Here is a 19,400-nt window from a genome sequence, read left to right as displayed (position 1 = left end):
TTCCATGGCGGTACGTGCGGCAGTGGCCGGAGCGAGTGGATACGCGGGCGGGGAACTGCTGCGTCTGCTCCTGGCGCACCCCGAGGTCGAGATCGGCGCCCTGACCGGCAACTCCAACGCGGGGCAGAAGCTCGGTGCGCTCCAGCCGCACCTGCTGCCCCTGGCCGGCCGAGTGCTCCAGGAGACCACGCCGGAGGTGCTCGACGGCCACGACGTCGTGTTTCTCGCGCTGCCCCATGGGCAGTCCGCCGCCGTCGCCGAGCGGCTCGGGCCGGACGTGCTGGTGATCGACATGGGCGCCGACTTCCGGCTCACGGACGCCGCCGCCTGGGAGCGGTTCTACGGCTCGCCGCACGCCGGAACCTGGCCCTACGGCCTTCCCGAACTGCCGGGCGCCCGCGCCGCGCTGGAGGGGTCCAAGCGCGTCGCGGTGCCCGGCTGCTACCCCACGGCCGTCTCGCTGGCGCTCTTCCCGGCGTACGCGGCCGGGCTCGCCGAGGCCGAGGCCGTGATCGTCGCCGCGTCCGGCACCTCCGGCGCGGGCAAGGCACCCAAGCCGCACCTGCTGGGCAGCGAGGTCATGGGCTCGATGTCCCCGTACGGCGTCGGCGGCGGGCACCGGCACACTCCCGAGATCACCCAGAACCTCAGCGCGGCCGCCGGCGAGCCGGTCTCCGTCTCCTTCACACCGACCCTCGCGCCGATGCCCCGCGGCATCCTCGCCACGTGCAGCGCGAAGGCGAAGGACGGGATCACCGCCGAGTCCCTGCGCGCCGCCTACGAGAAGGCCTTCGCCGACGAGCCCTTCGTGCACCTGCTGCCCGAGGGCCAGTGGCCCGCCACGGCGTCCGTCTACGGTTCGAACGCCGTTCAGGTGCAGGTCGCGCATGACACGGCCGCCGGACGGATCATCGTGATCAGCGCCATCGACAACCTCACCAAGGGCACCGCGGGCGGTGCCGTCCAGAGCATGAACATCGCCCTGGGGCTCGACGAGACCACCGGACTGACGACGATCGGAGTTGCGCCGTGAGTGTGACGGCAGCGAAGGGATTCACGGCGGCGGGCATCGCCGCCGGGATCAAGGAGAACGGCAACCCGGACCTGGCCCTCGTGGTCAACACCGGGCCCCGCCGCGCCGCCGCCGGCGTCTTCACCTCCAACCGCGTGAAGGCCGCCCCGGTGCTGTGGTCCGAGCAGGTTCTCAAGAGCGGCCAGGTGTCCGCCGTCGTCCTCAACTCCGGCGGCGCCAACGCCTGCACGGGCCCCAAGGGCTTCCAGGACGCGCACGCCACGGCCGAGAAGGTCGCCGAGGTCCTCGGGCGGGGCGCCATCGAGGTCGCCGTCTGCTCGACCGGCCTGATCGGACTGCTCCTGCCGATGGACAAGCTGCTGCCGGGCGTCGAGACGGCCGCCGCCCAGCTCTCCGAGCACGGCGGTGAGAAGGCCGCCATCGCCATCAAGACCACCGACACCGTCCACAAGACGTCCGTCGTCACCAAGGACGGCTGGACCGTCGGCGGCATGGCCAAGGGCGCGGGCATGCTCGCCCCCGGCCTCGCCACCATGCTCGTCGTCCTCACCACCGACGCGGACGTGGACAACGACGTACTCGACAAGGCCCTGCGGGCGGCCACCCGCACGACCTTCGACCGGGTCGACTCCGACGGCTGCATGTCCACCAACGACACCGTGCTGCTGCTCGCCTCCGGCTCGGCCGGAGTCACGCCGGAGTACGCGGAGTTCGCCGAGGCCGTACGGCAGGTCTGCGACGACCTCGGTCAGCAGCTCATCCGGGACGCCGAGGGCGCCAGCAAGGACATCAAGGTCGAGGTGATCAACGCCGCGACCGAGGACGACGCCGTCGAGGTGGGCCGCTCCATCGCCCGCAACAACCTCCTCAAGTGCGCGATCCACGGCGAGGACCCCAACTGGGGCCGCGTCCTGTCCGCCATCGGCACCACGCGGGCCGCCTTCGAGCCCGACCGGCTGGGCGTCGCCATCAACGGCGTCTGGGTGTGCAAGAACGGCGGTGTCGGCGAGGACCGCGACAAGGTCGACATGCGCTTCCGCGAGGTGCACATCGTCGCCGACCTCGCCGCCGGGTCCGAGACCGCCACGATCTGGACCAACGACCTCACCGCGGACTACGTCCACGAGAACAGCGCGTACTCGTCATGAGCACCACCCGCAAACACACCGCGCTGCCCAAGGCCCAGATCCTCATCGAGGCGCTGCCGTGGCTGGTCCGGCACAACGGCAAGACCGTCGTCATCAAGTTCGGCGGCAACGCCATGATCGACGAGGACCTGAAGGCCGCCTTCGCCCAGGACGTGGTGTTCCTGCACCACGCCGGCCTCAAGCCCGTCGTCGTGCACGGCGGCGGCCCGCAGATCAGCGCCGCCCTCGACCAGCACGGCATCGTCAGCGAGTTCAAGGCGGGCCTCAGGGTGACCACCGAGGACGCCATGGACGTCGTACGGATGGTGCTGGCCGGCCAGGTGCAGCGCGAGCTGGTCGGGCTGCTCAACCAGCACGGCCCGCTCGCCGTCGGCCTGACGGGCGAGGACGCGCACACCATCACCGCCACCAAGCACCAGCCCGAGATCGACGGCGAACTGGTCGACATCGGGCGGGTGGGCGAGATCACCGCGATCGACACGGGCGCGATCGAGGCGCTGCTCGCCGACGGCCGCATCCCGGTCGTCTCCTCGATCGCCCGCTCACAGGACGACGGACATGTCTACAACGTCAATGCTGATACGGCGGCTGCGGCACTCGCTGCTGCACTGGGCGCCGAAACCCTCATGGTCCTCACGGACGTCGAGGGACTCTACGAGGACTGGCCGAACAGCGACGAGGTGATCAGCCGCCTCACGGCCGCCGAACTGGAGCGGCTGCTGCCGGACCTGTCCTCCGGCATGGTGCCGAAGATGGAGGGCTGCCTGCACGCCGTTCGCAATGGCGTCACCACCGCCCGGGTCATCGACGGCCGGGTCCAGCACTCGATCCTGCTGGAGATCTTCACCGACGAGGGGGTCGGCACGATGGTCGTGCCCGACGAGAAGCCCGAGGGACCGGGCGAACAGGGGGAGTCGTGAGCAACCAGGAACTGACCGCGCGGTGGCAGAACGCGCTCATGAACAACTACGGCACTCCGAGGCTCCCGCTCGTGCGCGGCGAGGGCACCAAGCTGTGGGACGCCGACGGCAAGCAGTACCTGGACTTCGTCGGCGGCATCGCGGTCAACGCGCTCGGCCACGCCCACCCGGCCGTCGTCGAGGCCGTGAGCCGGCAGATCGCCTCCCTCGGCCATGTCTCCAACCTGTTCGTGGCCGAGCCGCCGGTCGCGCTCGCCGAACGGCTGATCCAGCTCTTCGGCCGCGACGGCAAGGTCTACTTCTGCAACTCCGGCGCCGAGGCCAACGAGGGCGCCTTCAAGATCGGCCGGCTCACCGGGCGGACGCACATGGTCGCGACCCAGGGCGGCTTCCACGGCCGCACCATGGGCGCCCTCGCGCTCACCGGCCAGCCCGGCAAGCGGGAACCCTTCCTGCCGCTGCCCGGCGACGTCACACACGTCCCCTACGGCGACGCCCAGGCGCTGGCCGCCGCGGTGACCGAGGAGACGGCCCTCGTCGTCATCGAGCCGGTCCAGGGCGAGAACGGGGCCGTGGTCCCGCCCGCCGGCTACCTGAAGGCTGCCCGGGCCATCACCGCCGCCACCGGCGCGCTGCTCGTCCTCGACGAGGTGCAGACGGGCATCGGCCGGACCGGGCACTGGTTCGAGTACCAGGCCCACGAGGGCGTGCTGCCCGACGTCGTCACCCTTGCCAAGGGCCTGGGCGGCGGACTGCCGCTCGGCGCGACCGTCGCCTTCGGGCGCGCCGCCGAGCTGCTCCAGCCCGGCCACCACGGCACGACCTTCGGCGGCAACCCCGTCGCCTGCGCCGCCGGGCTCGCCGTCCTCGACACCATCGAGAACGAGGGGTTGCTGCAGAACGTCAAGCGGCAGAGCGAGAAGTTGCGGGACGGGATCGAGGGCCTCGGTCACGAGTTGATCGATTTCGTCCGGGGCGCGGGTCTCCTCCTGGGTATCGTGCTCACCGAGCCGCTCGCGCCCCAGGTGCAGCAGGCGGCTCAGGACGCCGGCCTCCTGGTGAACGCGCCCGCCCCCGATGTCGTACGGCTCATGCCGCCGCTGAACATCGGCGACGACGAGGTGGACGCCTTCCTCCGGGCGCTGCCCGGCGTCCTCGACGCAAGTGCCGACGGGGACGGACGATCCGGGGAATGAGACGACGATGAGCCAGGCGCAGGACCACGAGCAGCCGGGGGCGAACGGGCCCGCCGTGCCGCAGACCCGCACCGCACGCCACCGCCGGATCGTGGACATCCTCAACCGGCAGCCCGTGCGGTCGCAGAGCCAGCTGGCGAAGCTGCTCGCCGACGACGGGCTGAGCGTCACGCAGGCGACGCTCTCCCGGGACCTGGACGAGCTGAACGCGGTGAAGATCCGCAACGCCGACGGCGACCTGATCTACGCGGTGCCGAGCGAGGGCGGTTTCCGCACGCCGCGCGCGCCGCTGGGCGGGTCGGCGAAGGAGGAGCGGATGCGGCGGCTCTCGCAGGAGCTGCTGATCTCAGCGGAGGCTTCGGCGAACCTCGTGGTCCTGCGGACCCCTCCGGGAGCCGCGCAGTTCCTGGCGTCGGCGATCGACCAGGCCGAGCTGCACGACATCCTGGGGACGATCGCCGGGGACGACACGTTGCTGTTGATCAGCCGGAACCCTGACGGGGGGCAGGCGCTGGCCGACCATTTGCTGCGGCTGGCGCAGAACGGGCATTGAGCGCCGTTGTCGGGTGCGGGTGCGCTGTGGCCGTTCGCGCAGTTCCCCGCGCCCCCAAAAAGGTCCGCTTAGCTGCGGGCAGTCGTGCCGCTGGGGCGGCACGGGTGGGCGCAGCGGCACCCCGCCGGCGCGGTGAGCGACACGCCCCGACCCCAGCCCGACTCACCCCAGCCGTGCCGCCAACCCCCCAGTACAGCGCACCTCGTCGCCAGCGGTGATCAACAGCGCCTCAACCCCCGGCAGCGACTCCAGCCAAGCCAGCCCCTCCCGCGAGCCCATCGCGAACGCCGCCGTGGCCCAGCAGTCCGCCCACGTCAGCCGAGGCCCCACCACGGTCACGGCGACCAGGTCGGTCACGGCGGAACGCCCGGTCCGCGGATCGACGATATGCGCCCCCCGCTCCGCGGTCCCGGACGTGGCCACGGCCAGTTCGTCCACCCCCGCCGCGGAGATCACCGCCGCGAGACCCCCCGGCCGCAGGGGATCCGAAACCCCGACCCGCCACGGCCGCTGCGCCCCCGGCACCCCGAGCAGCTGCACATCACCGCCGCCGTTGACGCTCACCCCGCTCACCCCGGGCACCGCGGCCAGCTGCCGCGCCGCCCGCTCGACCGCCCAGCCCTTCACGATGCCGGTCGGATCGAGCCGGCCCCCGTACGACGTGCTGAACCAGCCGTCGCTCAGCCGCTCCGCCTCGGCCGCCAGCTCCAGGACCTCGGCGACCTCGGGATCACACTCCTCGACCGTCAGCCGACCGCGTTGCAGCCGGGAGATCTGGCTGTCCTCGCGGTAGGTGCTGAACACCTCGTCGACCCGGTGCAGCCCGGCGACGGCATCGTCCACCGCCGCGCGCACGGCGCCGGGATCCCCGCCGCGGACGTCGAAGGAGAAGACGGTCCCCATCGTCTCCTCCGCGTGACGTACCGCGGCGGGAGCCTGTGCGGAGTCGGCCACCGTGTCAGCCACCGGCCTGGTCCAGCGCCGACTGGAGGGACTGCTTGTAGCCGGCGCTGGTGTAGGTGGCACCCGAGACCGCGTCGATGTCCGCGCTGCCCGCCGCGACGGCCGCCTGGTTGAGGCGGGGGACGGAGGCGGAGGTGACCTGGTCGCTGCGGCCGCCCTTGGGGGCCTGGACGGCTTCGGCCTTGGTGATTTTCCCGCCGGCGACGGTGATCCGGACCTGCACCGGCCCGTACTGCGTCTGCGCGACGCTGCCGGTGACGGTCTTGGCCTGGGCGTTGCCCGAGCCCTGCGCGGCGCCGGCCGGGGCCTTGGCCTTGTCCAGGGCGGACTGGAGGGACTGCTTGTAGCCGGCGCTGGTGTAGGTGGCGCCCGAGACCGCGTCGATGTCCGCGCTGCCCGCCGCGACCGCTGCCTGGTTGAGGCGGGGGACGGAGGCGGAGGTGACCTGGTCGCTGCGGCCGCCCTTGGGTGCCTGGACGGCTTCGGCCTTGGTGATTTTCCCGCCGGCGACGGTGATCCGGACCTGCACCGGCCCGTACTGCGTCTGCGCCACGTCGCCGGTCAGCGTCTGGGCGTTGCCCGAGCCCTGCGCGGCGCCGGCCGAGGCCTTGGCCTTGTCCAGGGCGGACTGGAGGGACTTCTTGTAGCCGGCGCTGGTGTACGTCGCCCCGGACACGGCGTCGATGTCCGCGCTCTGGGCGGCGACCACCGCCTGGTTGAGGCGCGGCACGGAGCCGGCGGTGATCTGGTCACTGCGGCCGCCCTTGGGGGCCTGGACCGCCTCGGCCTGAGTGATCTTGCCATTGCTCATGGTCAGGCGGACCTGGACCGCGCCGTACTGCGTCTGCGCCGCGTCACCGGTGACCGCGCCGTTCACGCCGCCCTGCGGGGCCTGCCCGGCGGCCGCGGGCGGGAGCTGACCGCCCGCGGCCTGGGCGGAGCCCGGGTCGGAGGCCGGCTTCAGTGACAGCAGCAGCACGATCCCGGAGACGGTGGCTGCGCCGGCGAGCACGGCACGCCGGACGGGGTGAGACTTCCTCATCGTTTCTCAAGCTCCTGAAGGGCCGTTGATGTCCCGTCGCTCACATCTCGAACGACTCGTGATGGATACGGCGGGCGGGGACTCCCGCACCGCGCAGTGCCTCGTACACCGACTGCGCGAAGCCGGGCGGCCCGCACATGAAGACGTCGTGGTCGCGGATGTCCGGGATCTTCCGCTGGAGGGACTCCGCGGAGATGTCCGGGCGTTCACCGTCGGGGCTGTTGACCGCGTACATCAGCCGGGCACCGCGCTCGTCGGCGATCTTGGCGAGCTCGCCCCACAGCGCCAGGTCCTGGGTGCTGTTGGCCCGGTAGAGCAGCGTGATGTCCCCGGACGCGCCCGGCAGGGTCTCGAACAGGGCCCGCATCGGGGTGATGCCGACACCGCCCGCGACCAGCAGCACCTTGCCGCGGCTGCGGCGCTGCGCGGTCATCGCGCCGTACGGACCCTCCGCCCACACCTTGGTGCCGGGTTCGAGCTCGCGCAGCCGGGAGGTGTGGTCACCGATCGCCTTGACGGTGATCCGCAGCATGTCCGGGCGGGGCGCGGCAGACAGCGAGTACGGGTGCGAACTGAAGCGCATGCCGGGCGCCTTGAACCGCCAGCGGAAGAACTGGCCCGCCTCCGCGCCCATCCGGTGCAGCTTGCGCCCGCCGATCAGCACGGACACGATGCCCGGGGTCTCCTCGATGACCGCCTCGACCCGCATCCGGTGCCGCAGGTTCAGCCGGATCGGCGTGAGGATCCGGTACCAGAGGACGAGCGCGGTCACCACGCCGTACAGCCCGTACCAGAAGGTCTTCGCGGTGGGCTCGACGGCGAACTCGTTGCCGGTCGCGATCTGGTGCCAGAACGTCAGGTACACGGCCGCGTAGGTGAGCAGGTGCACGTGGTACCAGGTGTCGTACCCGATCAGACGACGGACGCCGCCGATCGAGAGGATCCCGATGACGAACAGCAGGCCCGTGCCGATGGCGGCCTTGCCCATGTCCGGCAGCTGGTTGATGGAGTCGGTCGTCTGCTGGACGATGTCGCCGAGCGTCTTGCCCGCCTGGAGGGCGTAGCCCCACATGGTGAGGAAGACGTGCGCGAGGACCAGACAGAGCGTGTAGCGCCCGGTCATGGCGTGCCAGCGCGCGACCCGGTCGGTACCCACCCGCCGCTCCAGCGCGGGCACCCGGGCCATCTGGAGCACCACCAACGCCATGAGGTAGCCGGCGAGCAGGCCGGTGATCCGGCCCGCGGCCAGGATCTTGCTCGTGGTGTCCGCGAGGGACGGTGTGTTGTCCCACCACAGCCACAGCACGGCCGCCGCACCCGCCCACAGGGCGATCAGCAGCGGTACGGCCGGGGAGCGGCGCGGGCGGATGCGGCGCATCGTCTGGCGGCGGGCGGCACGGCCGCCTGCGAGCGTGGTGGTCACGGTTCCTCCGTGGGGACTTGACCCTTGGCCCACAGATACGTGCCGGGACACGGGAGTGTTCAGCCACGTACCGAGTCGTGTGCGCACAGACGTGACCAGCGGTAACCCCGACGGCGCCGGAGCGGCCTCCCGGCTAGTAGCGCGTGACGGCGGTGGTCCCGCTCGCCGTCCCCACGGCGATGTGGGGGCGCTTCGCCGGGTCGGCCCAGGCGAGGATCGCGCGCATCGCGCGCTTCGGCACGGACACGCAACCGGCCGTCGCCCCACGCCCGTTGACATGGAGGAAGATGCCCGCGCCGCGTCCCCGCACCGGACGCTCGTAGTTGAAGCCGATGACGAGCGCGTGCGCGTACCGCTCGCCGTAGCTGATCAGATGCTCGGACTCGGCGGCCCGGCAGTCGGCCGCGCGGGGCTCGGTCCAGCGGTTGTAGGAGCGGGAGCCGGTGTCCTGGCACCACCAGGAGTCCCGGTGCACCCGGCGGTACCTGTACGCCGTCCCGCGCGGCGCCGCCTTGATGCCGAAGGCGTACGGCAGGCCGTACAGACCCGTGGGTGTCGTGTTCGTGCCCTGCCTGCGGGACGCGCCCTCCACCAGCCCGTTCGCTCCGAAACGCGCGGGCGCCGAACCCGCCCGCAGCCACCGCCCGTCCTTGCGGTCCCACCAGCTGACCGTGCCCGTCGTAGAGGCCGCCCTCGGGGCCACCGCGGTGATCAGCTGGGTGCCGCCGCCGGTGTCCGTCATCCGGGCCGGCAGCGGAGGCGAGGGGGCGGGCGGCCCGGCGCCGAGCACGACGAGGGAGGAGACGGCGAGGGCGACGGCACCGGGGCGCATGCCTCAGACGGTAGAGGGGGGCAGCGGCAACGGCAGCCCGGGTAGTCCGTCCAGGCTGGTCGCGATGTGCTCCTTCTTGGTGAAGTAGGCACTGAGCGAGGCGTCGTCCTCGCGGGCGAAACGCTTGCCGTGCAGGTCGCGGTCCGCCTCGTACGCCATGAAGGGCACGGCGTAGCCGCAGGTGTCGCGGACGAGTTCGGCCGTGACGACGATGATCGCGCGCAGCCCGTGCTGGGCCGGGTCGATCTCCGGGAAGTGGCCGAGCAGCTCCCCGAAACGGGGGTCGTCCCGGAAGACCGGCTCCCCGCGGCCGTGCACCCGGACGATGTTCGGCGGGCCCTGGAAGGCGCACCACATCAGGGTGATCCGCCCGTTCTCCCGCAGATGGGCGATGGTCTCGGCGTTGGAGCCGGCGAAGTCGAGGTAGGCGACGGTGTGGTCGTCGAGCACCGCGAAGGAGCCCTTGAGCCCCTTGGGGGAGAGGTTGACCGTGCCGTCGGCGGACAGGGGAGCGGTGGCGGTGAAGAAGACCGGCTGTGCCTCGATGAACGAGCGGAGCCGGCCTTCTATGCACTCATGAGTTTTTCCCATGCGACCGATTATGGCGCAGGTCTTTCGACTGTCTAAAGAATGGCGTGTCCAGGAATTGCTGGACCCGTGGCCGCCCCGGCCGGCGCTCACGCGGGGCGGCCACAACGCCTGTCACCTCACTTGGTGAGCGTGCAGGCGGCCAGGGAGTCCAGACCGGCCGGCTTCTCGGCCGTGCGGCCGATGGCCGTGGCGATGCGGTTGACGGTCGAGATCCGCTTGTCCTCCAGCGGGCCGAGGATGGCGTTCTGGACGAAGTTCGGTCCACCCTGGCCGACGGTGTCGACGAGACGCTTGTTGGCCTCCGCGACCTGCGTGTCCAGCAGCGCCAGGTTGCGGTCGACCTCGGCCTGGGCGGAGGCCGGGATCGCCGGGAGCTGGGAAGCGACGTCCGGGCAGCTGATCGTGCCGGCACCGGCGTTGCCCGCCTCGCCCGCACCCGCGTCCTCCCCGGCGCCCGCACCGGCCTCCGCGCCCCCGCCCGCTTCGGCACCGGCTTCGGCGCCCGCGCCCGCTTCGGCACCGGCTTCGGCGCCCGCGCCCGCTTCGGCACCGGCTTCGGCGCCCGCGCCCGCTTCGGCACCGGCTTCGGCGCCCGCACCGGCTTCCTCGCCGGCACCCGCCTCTCCGCCCGCCGCCTCGCCCGCTCCGGCGCCGCCGTCGGCGTTGAGCTGGCAGGCGGCGAAGGCCTCCAGCCCCTCCGGCTTCTCGGCGGCACGCCCGATCGCGGTCTCGATGCGGTTCAGGGCGGCGACGCGCTTGTCCTCCAGCGGGCCGAGGATGGCGTTCTGGACGAAGTTGGGCCCGCCCTGGCCGACGGTGTCGACGAGGCGCTTGTTGGCCTCCTCGATCTGGGTGGCCAGATCGCCGAGATTGCGGTCGACCTCCGCCTGCGCCGAGGCGGGGATGTCCGGCAGCTGGCCGGTGACGTCCGGGCACGTGATCGTGCCGGGGCCCGCCAGCGTCCGGGCGTTCGTCCCGCCGCTGTCGGGCGTCTCCCCGGCGAGTGCGAAGCCGGCGATCACCGTGCCGGACAGTGCCACCGCGGCGGCGCCGCCGATGAAGCCGACGCGGCGCTTGTTGTACTTCGGAAGAGCCCTGGACATGCGGATGCCTCACTAGGGGTCGGGGGATCGTCGGTGTCAAAACGCGGCGCCTGCGTTCGGCGAGAGGTACGGGTAAGCGGTTTCGCGCGTTCAAAGGATCTTCAAAGCCATCTCGCATGGCCGGAATCAGCCCTCGATCCGAGACCGATTGACGAATCATGCATACCTCTGCATAATCATGCAGGTCAGTGTTCGCAGTATGAGGGGAAGAACCCGTGACCGAGCGCGTCGTACTCGCCTACTCCGGCGGTCTTGACACCTCCGTCGCCATCGGCTGGATCGCCGAGGAGACGGGCGCCGAGGTCATCGCGGTCGCGGTGGACGTCGGCCAGGGCGGCGAGGACCTGGACGTCATCCGCAAGCGCGCTCTCGCGTGCGGCGCGGTGGAGGCCGAAGTGGCCGACGCCAGGGACGAGTTCGCCGAGGAGTACTGCCTCCCGGCGATCAAGGCCAACGCCCTCTACATGGACCGCTACCCCCTGGTCTCCGCCCTGTCCCGGCCGGCGATCGTCCAGCATCTCGTCGCCGCCGCCCACAAGCACGGCGCCACGACCGTCGCCCACGGCTGCACCGGCAAGGGCAACGACCAGGTCCGCTTCGAAGCCGGCATCGCCGCCCTCGCCCCCGACCTGAAGTGCATCGCCCCGGTCCGCGACTACGCCATGACCCGCGACAAGGCCATCGCCTTCTGCGAGGACAAGGGCCTGCCGATCGCGACCACCAAGAAGTCGCCGTACTCCATCGACCAGAACGTCTTCGGCCGCGCCATCGAGACCGGCTTCCTGGAGGACATCTGGAACGCGCCGATCGAGGACATCTACGAGTACACCCAGAACCCGGCCGCCGCCCGGGAGCCCGACGAGGTGATCATCTCCTTCGAGGAGGGCGCCCCGGTCGCCATCGACGGCAAGCCCGTCACGGTCCTCCAGGCCGTCCAGCAGCTCAACGAGCGCGCCGGGGCCCAGGGCATCGGCCGGATCGACATGGTCGAGGACCGGCTCGTCGGCATCAAGTCGCGCGAGGTCTACGAGGCTCCGGGCGCGATCGCCCTGATCACCGCCCACCAGGAGCTGGAGAACGTCACCGTCGAGCGTGAACTCGCCCGCTACAAGCGGGGCGTCGAGCAGCGCTGGAGCGAGCTGGTCTACGACGGCCTGTGGTTCTCCCCGCTCAAGCGCGCCCTGGACGGCTTCGTCAACGAGGCGAACCAGCACGTCACCGGCGACATCCGGATGACCCTCCACGGCGGCCGCGCGGTCGTCACCGGCCGGCGCTCCGAGCAGTCGCTGTACGACTTCGACCTCGCCACGTACGACACGGGCGACACCTTCGACCAGTCCGCCGCCAAGGGCTTCATCGACATCTACAGCCTGTCGTCGAAGATCGCGGCACAGCGTCAGCCGCGGACGTAGCACGACGGGAACCCGGCGTGGGCATATAAAGGTCCGCGTCACATCCACACCTCTCTAGGAGCAACGCAAGTGAGCAGCAACAGCGGTGACGTACGGCTCTGGGGCGGCCGTTTCGCCGACGGTCCCGCCGAGGCCCTGGCCAAGCTGTCCGCGTCCGTCCACTTCGACTGGCGGCTCGCGCCGTACGACATCGCCGGTTCGCGTGCGCACGCGCGCGTGCTCCACAAGGCCGGCCTGCTCACCGAGGACGAGCTGACCCGGATGATCGCCGGGCTCGACCAGCTGGAGGCGGACGTCGCCGACGGCTCCTTCGTGGGGACCATCGCCGACGAGGACGTGCACACCGCCCTGGAGCGCGGCCTGCTGGAGCGGCTCGGCCCCGACCTCGGCGGCAAGCTGCGCGCCGGCCGCTCCCGCAACGACCAGGTCGCGACCCTGTTCCGGATGTACCTGCGCGACCACGCCCGCGTCATCGGCGGCCTGATCGCCGAGCTCCAGGACGCGCTGATCGGCCTCGCGGAGGCCCACCCCGACGTGGCGATGCCCGGCCGCACGCACCTCCAGCACGCCCAGCCGGTCCTCTTCGCGCACCACGTCCTCGCCCACGTCCAGTCGCTGTCCCGGGACGCGGAGCGGCTGCGCCAGTGGGACGCGCGCACGGCGGTGTCGCCCTACGGCTCGGGCGCGCTGGCGGGCTCCTCCCTGGGCCTGGACCCGGAAGCGGTCGCGAAGGACCTCGGCTTCGAGCACGGCAGCGCCGGCAACTCCATCGACGGCACGGCGTCGCGGGACTTCGTCGCCGAGTTCGCCTTCATCACGGCGATGATCGGCGTCAACCTCTCCCGGATCGCCGAGGAGGTCATCCTCTGGAACACGAAGGAGTTCTCCTTCGTGACCCTGCACGACGCGTTCTCGACGGGCTCGTCGATCATGCCGCAGAAGAAGAACCCGGACATCGCCGAACTGGCCCGTGGCAAGTCCGGCCGCCTGATCGGCAACCTGACGGGCCTGCTGGCCACGCTCAAGGCCCTCCCGCTCGCCTACAACCGCGACCTCCAGGAGGACAAGGAGCCGGTCTTCGACTCCATCGACCAGCTGGAGATCCTGCTCCCGGCCTTCACCGGCATGATGGCCACACTCACGGTCCACCGCGAGCGCATGGAGGAACTGGCCCCCGCCGGCTTCTCCCTCGCCACGGACATCGCCGAATGGCTGGTCAAGCAGGGCGTCCCGTTCCGCGTCGCCCACGAGGTGGCGGGCGAGTGCGTGAAGGTCGCCGAGGGCGAGGGCAAGGAACTGGACGAGCTGACGGACGAGCAGTTCGCCAAGATCTCGTCCCACCTGACTCCCGAGGTCCGCACGGTCCTGAACGTCCCGGGCGCCCTGGCTTCCCGCAACGGCAGGGGGGGCACGGCCCCGAGCGCGGTCGCGATCCAGTTGGCTGAGGTGAAGGCGGACGTGACGGCCCAGCACGCATGGGCCGTGGCCAAGAACAAGGGCTGAGGGGAACGTACCCAAGGGGCGCGGGGAACCGCGCGAGCAACCACACACAACCCGCACCCGCGAACACACAACAAGCCCCGAGCTCAGAGGCGAAGGTCATCCCGGGGGTTACGTTGGTCGAAAGCCACAGCCGACCGAACGGAGCCCCCGGATGCCCTTCGCCCGCCTGGCCACAGCAACAACCCCCACCTGCCACATCGGCCTCGGCCTCGCCGCCGTCGGACGCCCCGGCTACATCAACCTCGGCCGAGACGAAGACCTCGGAGACGACCGCAGCGTCGAGACGCTGCGCACCCGCACACATGAACTCCTCGACGCCGCCTACGCCCAAGGCGTCCGCTACTTCGACGCCGCCCGCTCCTACGGCCGCTCGGAAGAGTTTCTCGCCGACTGGCTGAACACAAGGCCCGGCCTCGACGACATCGTCGTAGGCAGCAAGTGGGGTTACACCTACACCGCCGACTGGTCCACCGACGCCGAGACACACGAGGTCAAGGACCACACCCTCGCCACCTACGAACGGCAGCGCGCCGAGAGCGACGCCCTGCTCGGCGACCGGCTCGACCTCTACCAGATCCACTCGGTGACCCCGGACAGCCCGGCCCTCACCGACAAGGAACTGCACGCGAAGCTCGCGGAAGCCGCCGCCCAGGGACTCACCATCGGCTTCTCCACCAGCGGTCCGGCCCAGGCGGACGCCATCCGCGCCGCCCTCGCCGTGACGGTCGACGGCGAACCCCTCTTCCGTACCGTCCAGTCGACGTACAACGCGCTGGAGACCTCCGCCGCGCCCGCCCTCGCCGAGGCCCACGACGCCGGGCTCACCGTGATCGTCAAGGAGGCCATGGCCAACGGCCGGCTCGCCGGGCCGCACGCGCCGGACGTCCTCAAGGAGATCGCCGAGGAGACCGGCCTTGGCTGTGACGCCGTCGCCCTGGCCGTGGTCCTGCGGCAGCCCTGGGCCGGTGTCGTCCTCTCCGGCGCGGCCACCACCAACCAGCTCGCCTCCAACCTGCACGCGGCGGTCGTCGACCTCGACGACGACCAGCTGACCCGCCTCGCCACGCTGGCCGAGGAATCGCAGGCGTACTGGGAGCGGCGCGGGCAGCTGCCCTGGCACTGATCACTCCGTTCCTCTCCGACCTGAACCGACAGCCGTGAGCCACGCATGCCCAGCATGAGACATTCACGTCTCATATGGTCTATGGTTGTCTCATGGCTGTCGATCCTGACCATGTGCTGCGCACCGCCGCGGCCCTGCTGACCCGCAAATCCACCGCGACCATGGACGAGGTCGCGAAGGCCGCCGGGATCAGCCGCGCCACGCTGCACCGCCATTTCGCCGGGCGGGACGCCCTCGTCCGCGCGCTGGAGTCGCTGGGCATCGCCGAGTGCGAGGCCGCGCTGGACGCCGCCCGGCTCGACGAGGGCATGGCGAGCGAGGCCGTCCGCCGGCTGGTGGGGGCCATCGAGCCCGCCGCCGGACTGCTCGGGTTCCTCTACACGGAGAACCAGCTGTTCGAGGGCGAGGAGCAGAACGCGGGCTGGACCCTGATCGACGACCGGATCTCCGCCCTGTTCCGGCGCGGCCAGCTCAGCGGCGAGTTCCGCATCGACCTCACGCCGGCCTGGCTCACCGAGGCGCTCTACGGCCTGCTGGCCTCCGGCGCCTGGATGGTGCAGAGCGGCAAGGGCGCCCCCAAGGACTTCCAGCACATGATCGTCGAGCTGCTGCTCGGCGGCGCACTCCGGAGAGAGGAATCATGACCAGCACCCTGCAGCCGGCCCAGACGGCCGAGGCGGCGCAGCGCCCGGGCCGTTGGCTCGCGCTCGGCGTCCTCGTGCTCGCCGTGCTGCTCGTGGCCGTCGACGCGACCGTCCTCGGTCTCGCGACGCCCTACATCAGCGAGGACCTCAAGCCCTCCGGCACGCAGCTGCTGTGGATCGGCGACGTCTACTCGTTCGTCATCGCCGGCCTGCTCGTCTCCATGGGCAGCCTCGGCGACCGTATCGGCCGCAAGCGGATCCTGCTGGTCGGGGCCACGGCGTTCGGTGCGATATCCGTGGTCAACGCCTACGCCACGACGCCTGAGATGATGATCGTGGCGCGGGCACTGCTCGGCGTCGCCGGCGCGACCCTGATGCCGGCCACGCTCGCCCTGATCCGCAACCTCTTCCACGACCCGCGCGAACGCAGTCTCGCCGTCGGCGTCTGGGGCGCCACCGCCTCCGCCGGAACGGCCGTCGGCCCGATCGTCGGCGGGTTCCTGCTGGAGCACTTCTGGTGGGGCTCGGTCTTCCTGATCAACCTGCCCGTGATGGCCGTCCTGGTCCTCGTCGGCATCAGGCTGCTGCCCGAGTCGCGCACCGCGAACCCCGGCCCCTGGGACCTGGTCAGCGTCCTGCTGTCGCTGGTCGGCATGGTCGGTGTCGTGTACGCGGTCAAGGAGGCCGCCGCGCACGGCTTCGCATGGGGCCCTGCGGCCGCGGGTCTGCTGGGCGTGGCCGCCCTCTACGGGTTCGTACGCCGTCAGCTCACGCTTGAGGCCCCGCTGCTGGACATGCGGCTGTTCCGCAACCGCGGCTTCAGCGGGGCGGTGCTGGCCGACCTGCTGACCATCTTCGGCCTGTCCGGGCTGGTGTTCTTCCTCTCCCAGTACCTGCAGCTCGTCCAGGGCAGGCGCCCGTTCGAGGCGGGCCTGGCGGAACTGCCCGCCGCGATCGGCGCGGTGGCGGCCGGTCTGCTCGCGGGGCGTGCGGCCCGGCGCTTCTCCGTGCGCGCCGTCGTCTCCGGGGGACTCGCGGCGATCGGCCTCGCGCTGGCCGCGCTCACGGTGATCGGCCAGTCCACCGGCTACCCGCTGCTCGGGGCCGCGCTCCTGGTGGTCGGCGTCGGAGCCGGTCTCTCGTTCACCGTGACCGCCGACGTGATTCTGTCCAGCGTGCCCAAGGAGCACGCGGGTTCCGCGTCCGCCGTGTCCGAGACGGCGTACGAACTCGGCGCGGCCCTCGGCATCGCCGTGCTCGGGTCCATCGTGACCGGCGTCTACAGCGACTTCACCGGCCCGGCGGGTACGCCGGCCGCGGCCCACGAGTCGCTGGGGGGCGCCGTCGAGGCGGCCGGGAGCATGCCCGCCCACACCTCCGCCGTGATGCTGGACGCGGCCCGCGCGTCCTTCGTGGACGGCTTGGCGCTGGCGGCGGGAGCAGGCGCGGCGGTGCTGCTCGCCGCGGCCGTGGCAGCATGGTTCATGCTGCGCGGCGGGCGGCTCGACAGCCGGCCTTGAGGGGCGCGGGACTGTATCGATATTGCGGCCCCGCCGCGTGGGCGCGACAAGCCACGTCCGACCCGCTGCCGCCGTACCTGAGAAGCCGAACGGCGCTACGCGGCCTCTTTGGCCTTGCTGGCGTACATGTCGACGTACTCCTGACCGGACAGCCGCATGACCTCGCTCATCACCGAGTCGGTCACGGCCCGCAGCACGTACCGGTCCCGGTCCATCCCCTCGTACCGGGAGAACTCCATCGCCTCACCGAAGCGGACCGTGACCTTCCCCGGCCGCGGCAGCCCCGCACCGCCCGGCTGAAGCCGGTCCGTACCGATCATCGCGAACGGCACCACCGGCGCTCCCGTCATCAGCGTGAGCCGGGCGATCCCGGTACGCCCGCGGTACAGCCGGCCGTCGGGCGAGCGCGTGCCCTCCGGGTAGATGCCGAAGACCTTGCCCTCCTCCAGCACCCGGCGCCCGGTCATCAGCGCGGCGACCCCGCCCCGGCCGCCGTCACGGTCCACGGGGATCATGCCGACGCCGGTGAAGAACCAGGCCATCAGCCGGCCCTTGAAGCCCTTCCCGGTCACGTACTCGTCCTTGCCGATGAAGAAGACCTGGCGGTCGCAGACCAGCGGAAGGATCATCGAGTCGATGAACGTCAGGTGGTTGCCGGCGAGGATGACCGGACCGTCGCCGGGAATGTGCTCCGCGCCTTCCACCTGAGGGCGGAACATCAGGCGCATGATCGGGCCGAGCACTGCCTTGATGAGCGCGAAGCGGGACAACGGACCCTCCGGTGTCAAGGATTCTGTATGAGTCTGTGCAGGTGAGGACGATACTCGCGGCCCGGGCGATCGCGCACATCGGGCACGGCGACTTAACCGAGGTCTTACGTACTGTTGACGCGTGTTTACCTGCGGTGACGCGCCGTGGACGGTGCGTGACCCGGCCGCCCCATGTGACGGACGTCGCTCCCCGGACGTACCGGACGCGTTCCCAGAACCGCCGCACCGAATCGCCGGGACGCGACGAACCCGACGCGCCGCCGACGAGCCGTCAGTTCGCCGCCCCCACCAGCCCCTACGACATCCGTCGTCACCCGCGTGTTCCGCCCGGCGTCTCCCACTCGTCATGTACGCGCCCGTACGATCGGCCCGCACGGACGAGCTCACGGCAGGGAGGGCGCTCATGGGTACGCAGAGGCCGAACGAGGAAACGAGCGGAACCGGACGGCGGGCCCTGCTCGGCGCGGCGGTCCTCGGCGCCGGGGGAGCGGTCCTCGGCATGGCCGGCACGGCGAGAGCCGACGGCGCCCGGCCCGGCGGCGGACAGGACGGACACGGCGGGCACGGCGGGCTGAAGAGCCTGCCCAAGCCGACGATCGTCGGCCACCGCGGGGCCAGCGGCTACCGCCCGGAGCACACCTTCGGCTCGTACCAGCTGGCCCTCGACCTGGGCGCCGACATCGTCGAGGCGGGCGACCTGGTGCCGACGAAGGACGGTCACCTCGTCTGCCGTCACGAGCCGGAGATCGGCGGCACCACGGACGTCGCCGACCACCCGGAGTTCGCCGACCGCAAGACGACCAAGCTCCTCGACGGCGTCTCCACCACCGGCTGGTTCACCGAGGACTTCACGCTCGCCGAGCTGAAGACCCTGCGGGCGATCGAGCGCATCCCGGCCAACCGCCCGCACAACACCCTCTACAACGGCCGCTGGGAGATCCCCACCTTCGAAGAGGTCCTGAAGTGGCAGGACGAGCAGACCCGCGAGCGCGGCAAGCAGGTGTGGATCTACCCCGAGCTCAAGCACCCCACCTACTTCCGCAAGCAGGGCCTCCCCCTGGAGGAGCGGGTCGCCAAGCTGCTGCGCAAGCACCGCAAGGACCGGCGCACCTCCCCGGTCATCATCCAGTCCTTCGAGCCGACCAGCATCGAGCGCCTCGACAAGCTCGTCGACAATCCCCTGGTCGTCCTGCTGTCCTCGGCGGACAGCCGCCCCTGGGACTTCGTCGAGACGGGCGACCCGCGCACCGTCGCCGACCTGGTCAAGCCGGCCGGCCTGCGGGAGATGGCCTCCTACGCGCAGGGCATCGGCCCGACCCTGGACCTGGTCATCCCGCGCGACGCCAAGGGCAACCTCACGCAGCCGACGGCACTCGTCCGGGACGCGCACAAGGTGGGTCTGATCCTGCACCCCTGGACAATGCGCAACGAGAACCCGTTCCTGCCCGCGAACTTCCGCAAGGGCACGGACGCGGACGCCTACGGCGACGTCTTCGGCGCCTACAAGGCGTATTTCGCGACCGGTATCGACGGCGTCTTCACCGACCAGCCCGACACCGGTGTGCTGGCCCGCGAGGACTTCGTCGGCGACTGAGCGTCAACAGGTGAGCTCACACCCCCCGGT

General features: G+C 71.2%; 18 protein-coding genes. 11 read left to right on the top strand and 7 right to left on the bottom strand.

Annotated elements, in window-relative coordinates:
* Nucleotides 1-4 precede the first annotated feature (4 nt).
* From argC to QF034_RS07305, 5 genes are read left to right on the top strand one after another with little or no spacing between them, the layout of a single operon-like run.
* Nucleotides 5-1,033 (top strand): N-acetyl-gamma-glutamyl-phosphate reductase, encoded by a 1,029-nt coding sequence (argC, locus tag QF034_RS07325; RefSeq protein ID WP_307174154.1) that lies wholly within the window; start codon nucleotides 5-7, stop codon nucleotides 1,031-1,033.
* On the top strand, nucleotides 1,030-2,181 hold the full coding sequence (argJ, locus tag QF034_RS07320) for a bifunctional glutamate N-acetyltransferase/amino-acid acetyltransferase ArgJ (protein WP_307174153.1): 1,152 nt from the start codon (nucleotides 1,030-1,032) through the stop codon (nucleotides 2,179-2,181). Before argC ends, argJ begins: the two co-directional genes overlap by 4 nt.
* Entirely contained in the window at nucleotides 2,178-3,101 is a 924-nt protein-coding gene (gene argB, locus QF034_RS07315) for an acetylglutamate kinase (protein WP_307174152.1), read from the top strand. Before argJ ends, argB begins: the two co-directional genes overlap by 4 nt.
* Nucleotides 3,098-4,297 (top strand): acetylornithine transaminase, encoded by a 1,200-nt coding sequence (locus QF034_RS07310; protein ID WP_307174151.1) that lies wholly within the window; start codon nucleotides 3,098-3,100, stop codon nucleotides 4,295-4,297. Before argB ends, QF034_RS07310 begins: the two co-directional genes overlap by 4 nt.
* A gap of 7 nt (nucleotides 4,298-4,304) precedes the next feature.
* Nucleotides 4,305-4,850, top strand: coding sequence for an arginine repressor (locus QF034_RS07305; protein WP_086561825.1), 546 nt, complete (start codon nucleotides 4,305-4,307; stop codon nucleotides 4,848-4,850).
* Nucleotides 4,851-5,012: 162 nt separating this feature from the next.
* On the opposite strand, the gene QF034_RS07300 is transcribed toward QF034_RS07305, so the two are convergent.
* The 6 genes from QF034_RS07300 to QF034_RS07275 form a co-directional block, all read right to left on the bottom strand.
* Nucleotides 5,013-5,816, bottom strand: coding sequence for an FAD:protein FMN transferase (locus QF034_RS07300; protein ID WP_307174150.1), 804 nt, complete (start codon nucleotides 5,814-5,816; stop codon nucleotides 5,013-5,015).
* The gene (locus QF034_RS07295) at nucleotides 5,809-6,855 is read right to left on the bottom strand and encodes an FMN-binding protein (protein ID WP_307174149.1); all 1,047 of its coding nucleotides are present in this window, start codon (nucleotides 6,853-6,855) and stop codon (nucleotides 5,809-5,811) included. The genes QF034_RS07300 and QF034_RS07295 overlap by 8 nt, the downstream gene beginning before the upstream one ends.
* A gap of 40 nt (nucleotides 6,856-6,895) precedes the next feature.
* Entirely contained in the window at nucleotides 6,896-8,278 is a 1,383-nt protein-coding gene (locus QF034_RS07290) for a ferredoxin reductase family protein (protein WP_307174148.1), read from the bottom strand.
* Between the two features lie 133 nt (nucleotides 8,279-8,411).
* A complete protein-coding gene (locus tag QF034_RS07285) occupies nucleotides 8,412-9,110 on the bottom strand; it encodes a L,D-transpeptidase family protein (protein ID WP_307174147.1) in 699 nt (232 codons plus the stop codon).
* Nucleotides 9,111-9,113: 3 nt separating this feature from the next.
* The gene (locus QF034_RS07280) at nucleotides 9,114-9,701 is read right to left on the bottom strand and encodes a pyridoxamine 5'-phosphate oxidase family protein (RefSeq protein ID WP_307174146.1); all 588 of its coding nucleotides are present in this window, start codon (nucleotides 9,699-9,701) and stop codon (nucleotides 9,114-9,116) included.
* 116 nt (nucleotides 9,702-9,817) lie between these two features.
* Nucleotides 9,818-10,804, bottom strand: a complete 987-nt coding sequence (locus QF034_RS07275) for a hypothetical protein (RefSeq protein ID WP_307174145.1) — start codon at nucleotides 10,802-10,804, stop codon at nucleotides 9,818-9,820.
* A gap of 215 nt (nucleotides 10,805-11,019) precedes the next feature.
* Between QF034_RS07275 and QF034_RS07270 the strand changes: the two genes are divergently transcribed.
* The 5 genes from QF034_RS07270 (at nucleotide 11,020) to QF034_RS07250 (ending at nucleotide 17,006) form a co-directional block, all read left to right on the top strand.
* Nucleotides 11,020-12,216, top strand: coding sequence for an argininosuccinate synthase (locus tag QF034_RS07270; protein WP_307174144.1), 1,197 nt, complete (start codon nucleotides 11,020-11,022; stop codon nucleotides 12,214-12,216).
* 69 nt (nucleotides 12,217-12,285) lie between these two features.
* Nucleotides 12,286-13,719 (top strand): argininosuccinate lyase, encoded by a 1,434-nt coding sequence (gene argH / locus QF034_RS07265; RefSeq protein ID WP_307174143.1) that lies wholly within the window; start codon nucleotides 12,286-12,288, stop codon nucleotides 13,717-13,719.
* 151 nt (nucleotides 13,720-13,870) lie between these two features.
* Nucleotides 13,871-14,842, top strand: coding sequence for an aldo/keto reductase (locus tag QF034_RS07260; protein ID WP_307174142.1), 972 nt, complete (start codon nucleotides 13,871-13,873; stop codon nucleotides 14,840-14,842).
* Nucleotides 14,843-14,934: 92 nt separating this feature from the next.
* Nucleotides 14,935-15,486 (top strand): TetR/AcrR family transcriptional regulator, encoded by a 552-nt coding sequence (locus tag QF034_RS07255; protein WP_307174141.1) that lies wholly within the window; start codon nucleotides 14,935-14,937, stop codon nucleotides 15,484-15,486.
* Entirely contained in the window at nucleotides 15,483-17,006 is a 1,524-nt protein-coding gene (locus QF034_RS07250) for an MFS transporter (RefSeq protein WP_307174140.1), read from the top strand. The genes QF034_RS07255 and QF034_RS07250 overlap by 4 nt, the downstream gene beginning before the upstream one ends.
* Before the next feature lie 95 nt (nucleotides 17,007-17,101).
* Here the strand turns inward: QF034_RS07250 and QF034_RS07245 are convergent, their stop codons facing one another.
* Nucleotides 17,102-17,776, bottom strand: coding sequence for a lysophospholipid acyltransferase family protein (locus QF034_RS07245; protein ID WP_020269491.1), 675 nt, complete (start codon nucleotides 17,774-17,776; stop codon nucleotides 17,102-17,104).
* A 403-nt stretch (nucleotides 17,777-18,179) separates the two neighbouring features.
* Between QF034_RS07245 and QF034_RS07240 the strand changes: the two genes are divergently transcribed.
* The gene (locus tag QF034_RS07240) at nucleotides 18,180-19,370 is read left to right on the top strand and encodes a glycerophosphodiester phosphodiesterase (protein WP_307174139.1); all 1,191 of its coding nucleotides are present in this window, start codon (nucleotides 18,180-18,182) and stop codon (nucleotides 19,368-19,370) included.
* Nucleotides 19,371-19,400 lie beyond the last annotated feature (30 nt).

This window comes from Streptomyces africanus (genome assembly GCF_030816955.1).
Taxonomy (GTDB): Bacteria; Actinomycetota; Actinomycetes; order Streptomycetales; family Streptomycetaceae; genus Streptomyces; species Streptomyces africanus.
Note: the sequence above shows the minus strand (reverse complement) of the source record. Positions and strands in the feature narration are given on the sequence as shown.

Coding starts and splice junctions, on each gene's coding strand:
- argC (WP_307174154.1), top strand. CDS start 5: ATGGCGGTACGTGCGGCAGTGGCCGGAGCGAGTGGATACGCGGGCGGG.
- argB (WP_307174152.1), top strand. CDS start 2,178: ATGAGCACCACCCGCAAACACACCGCGCTGCCCAAGGCCCAGATCCTC.
- QF034_RS07305 (WP_086561825.1), top strand. CDS start 4,305: ATGAGCCAGGCGCAGGACCACGAGCAGCCGGGGGCGAACGGGCCCGCC.
- QF034_RS07295 (WP_307174149.1), bottom strand. CDS start 6,855: ATGAGGAAGTCTCACCCCGTCCGGCGTGCCGTGCTCGCCGGCGCAGCC.
- QF034_RS07285 (WP_307174147.1), bottom strand. CDS start 9,110: ATGCGCCCCGGTGCCGTCGCCCTCGCCGTCTCCTCCCTCGTCGTGCTC.
- QF034_RS07280 (WP_307174146.1), bottom strand. CDS start 9,701: ATGGGAAAAACTCATGAGTGCATAGAAGGCCGGCTCCGCTCGTTCATC.
- QF034_RS07275 (WP_307174145.1), bottom strand. CDS start 10,804: ATGTCCAGGGCTCTTCCGAAGTACAACAAGCGCCGCGTCGGCTTCATC.
- QF034_RS07260 (WP_307174142.1), top strand. CDS start 13,871: ATGCCCTTCGCCCGCCTGGCCACAGCAACAACCCCCACCTGCCACATC.
- QF034_RS07255 (WP_307174141.1), top strand. CDS start 14,935: ATGGCTGTCGATCCTGACCATGTGCTGCGCACCGCCGCGGCCCTGCTG.
- QF034_RS07250 (WP_307174140.1), top strand. CDS start 15,483: ATGACCAGCACCCTGCAGCCGGCCCAGACGGCCGAGGCGGCGCAGCGC.
- QF034_RS07240 (WP_307174139.1), top strand. CDS start 18,180: ATGGGTACGCAGAGGCCGAACGAGGAAACGAGCGGAACCGGACGGCGG.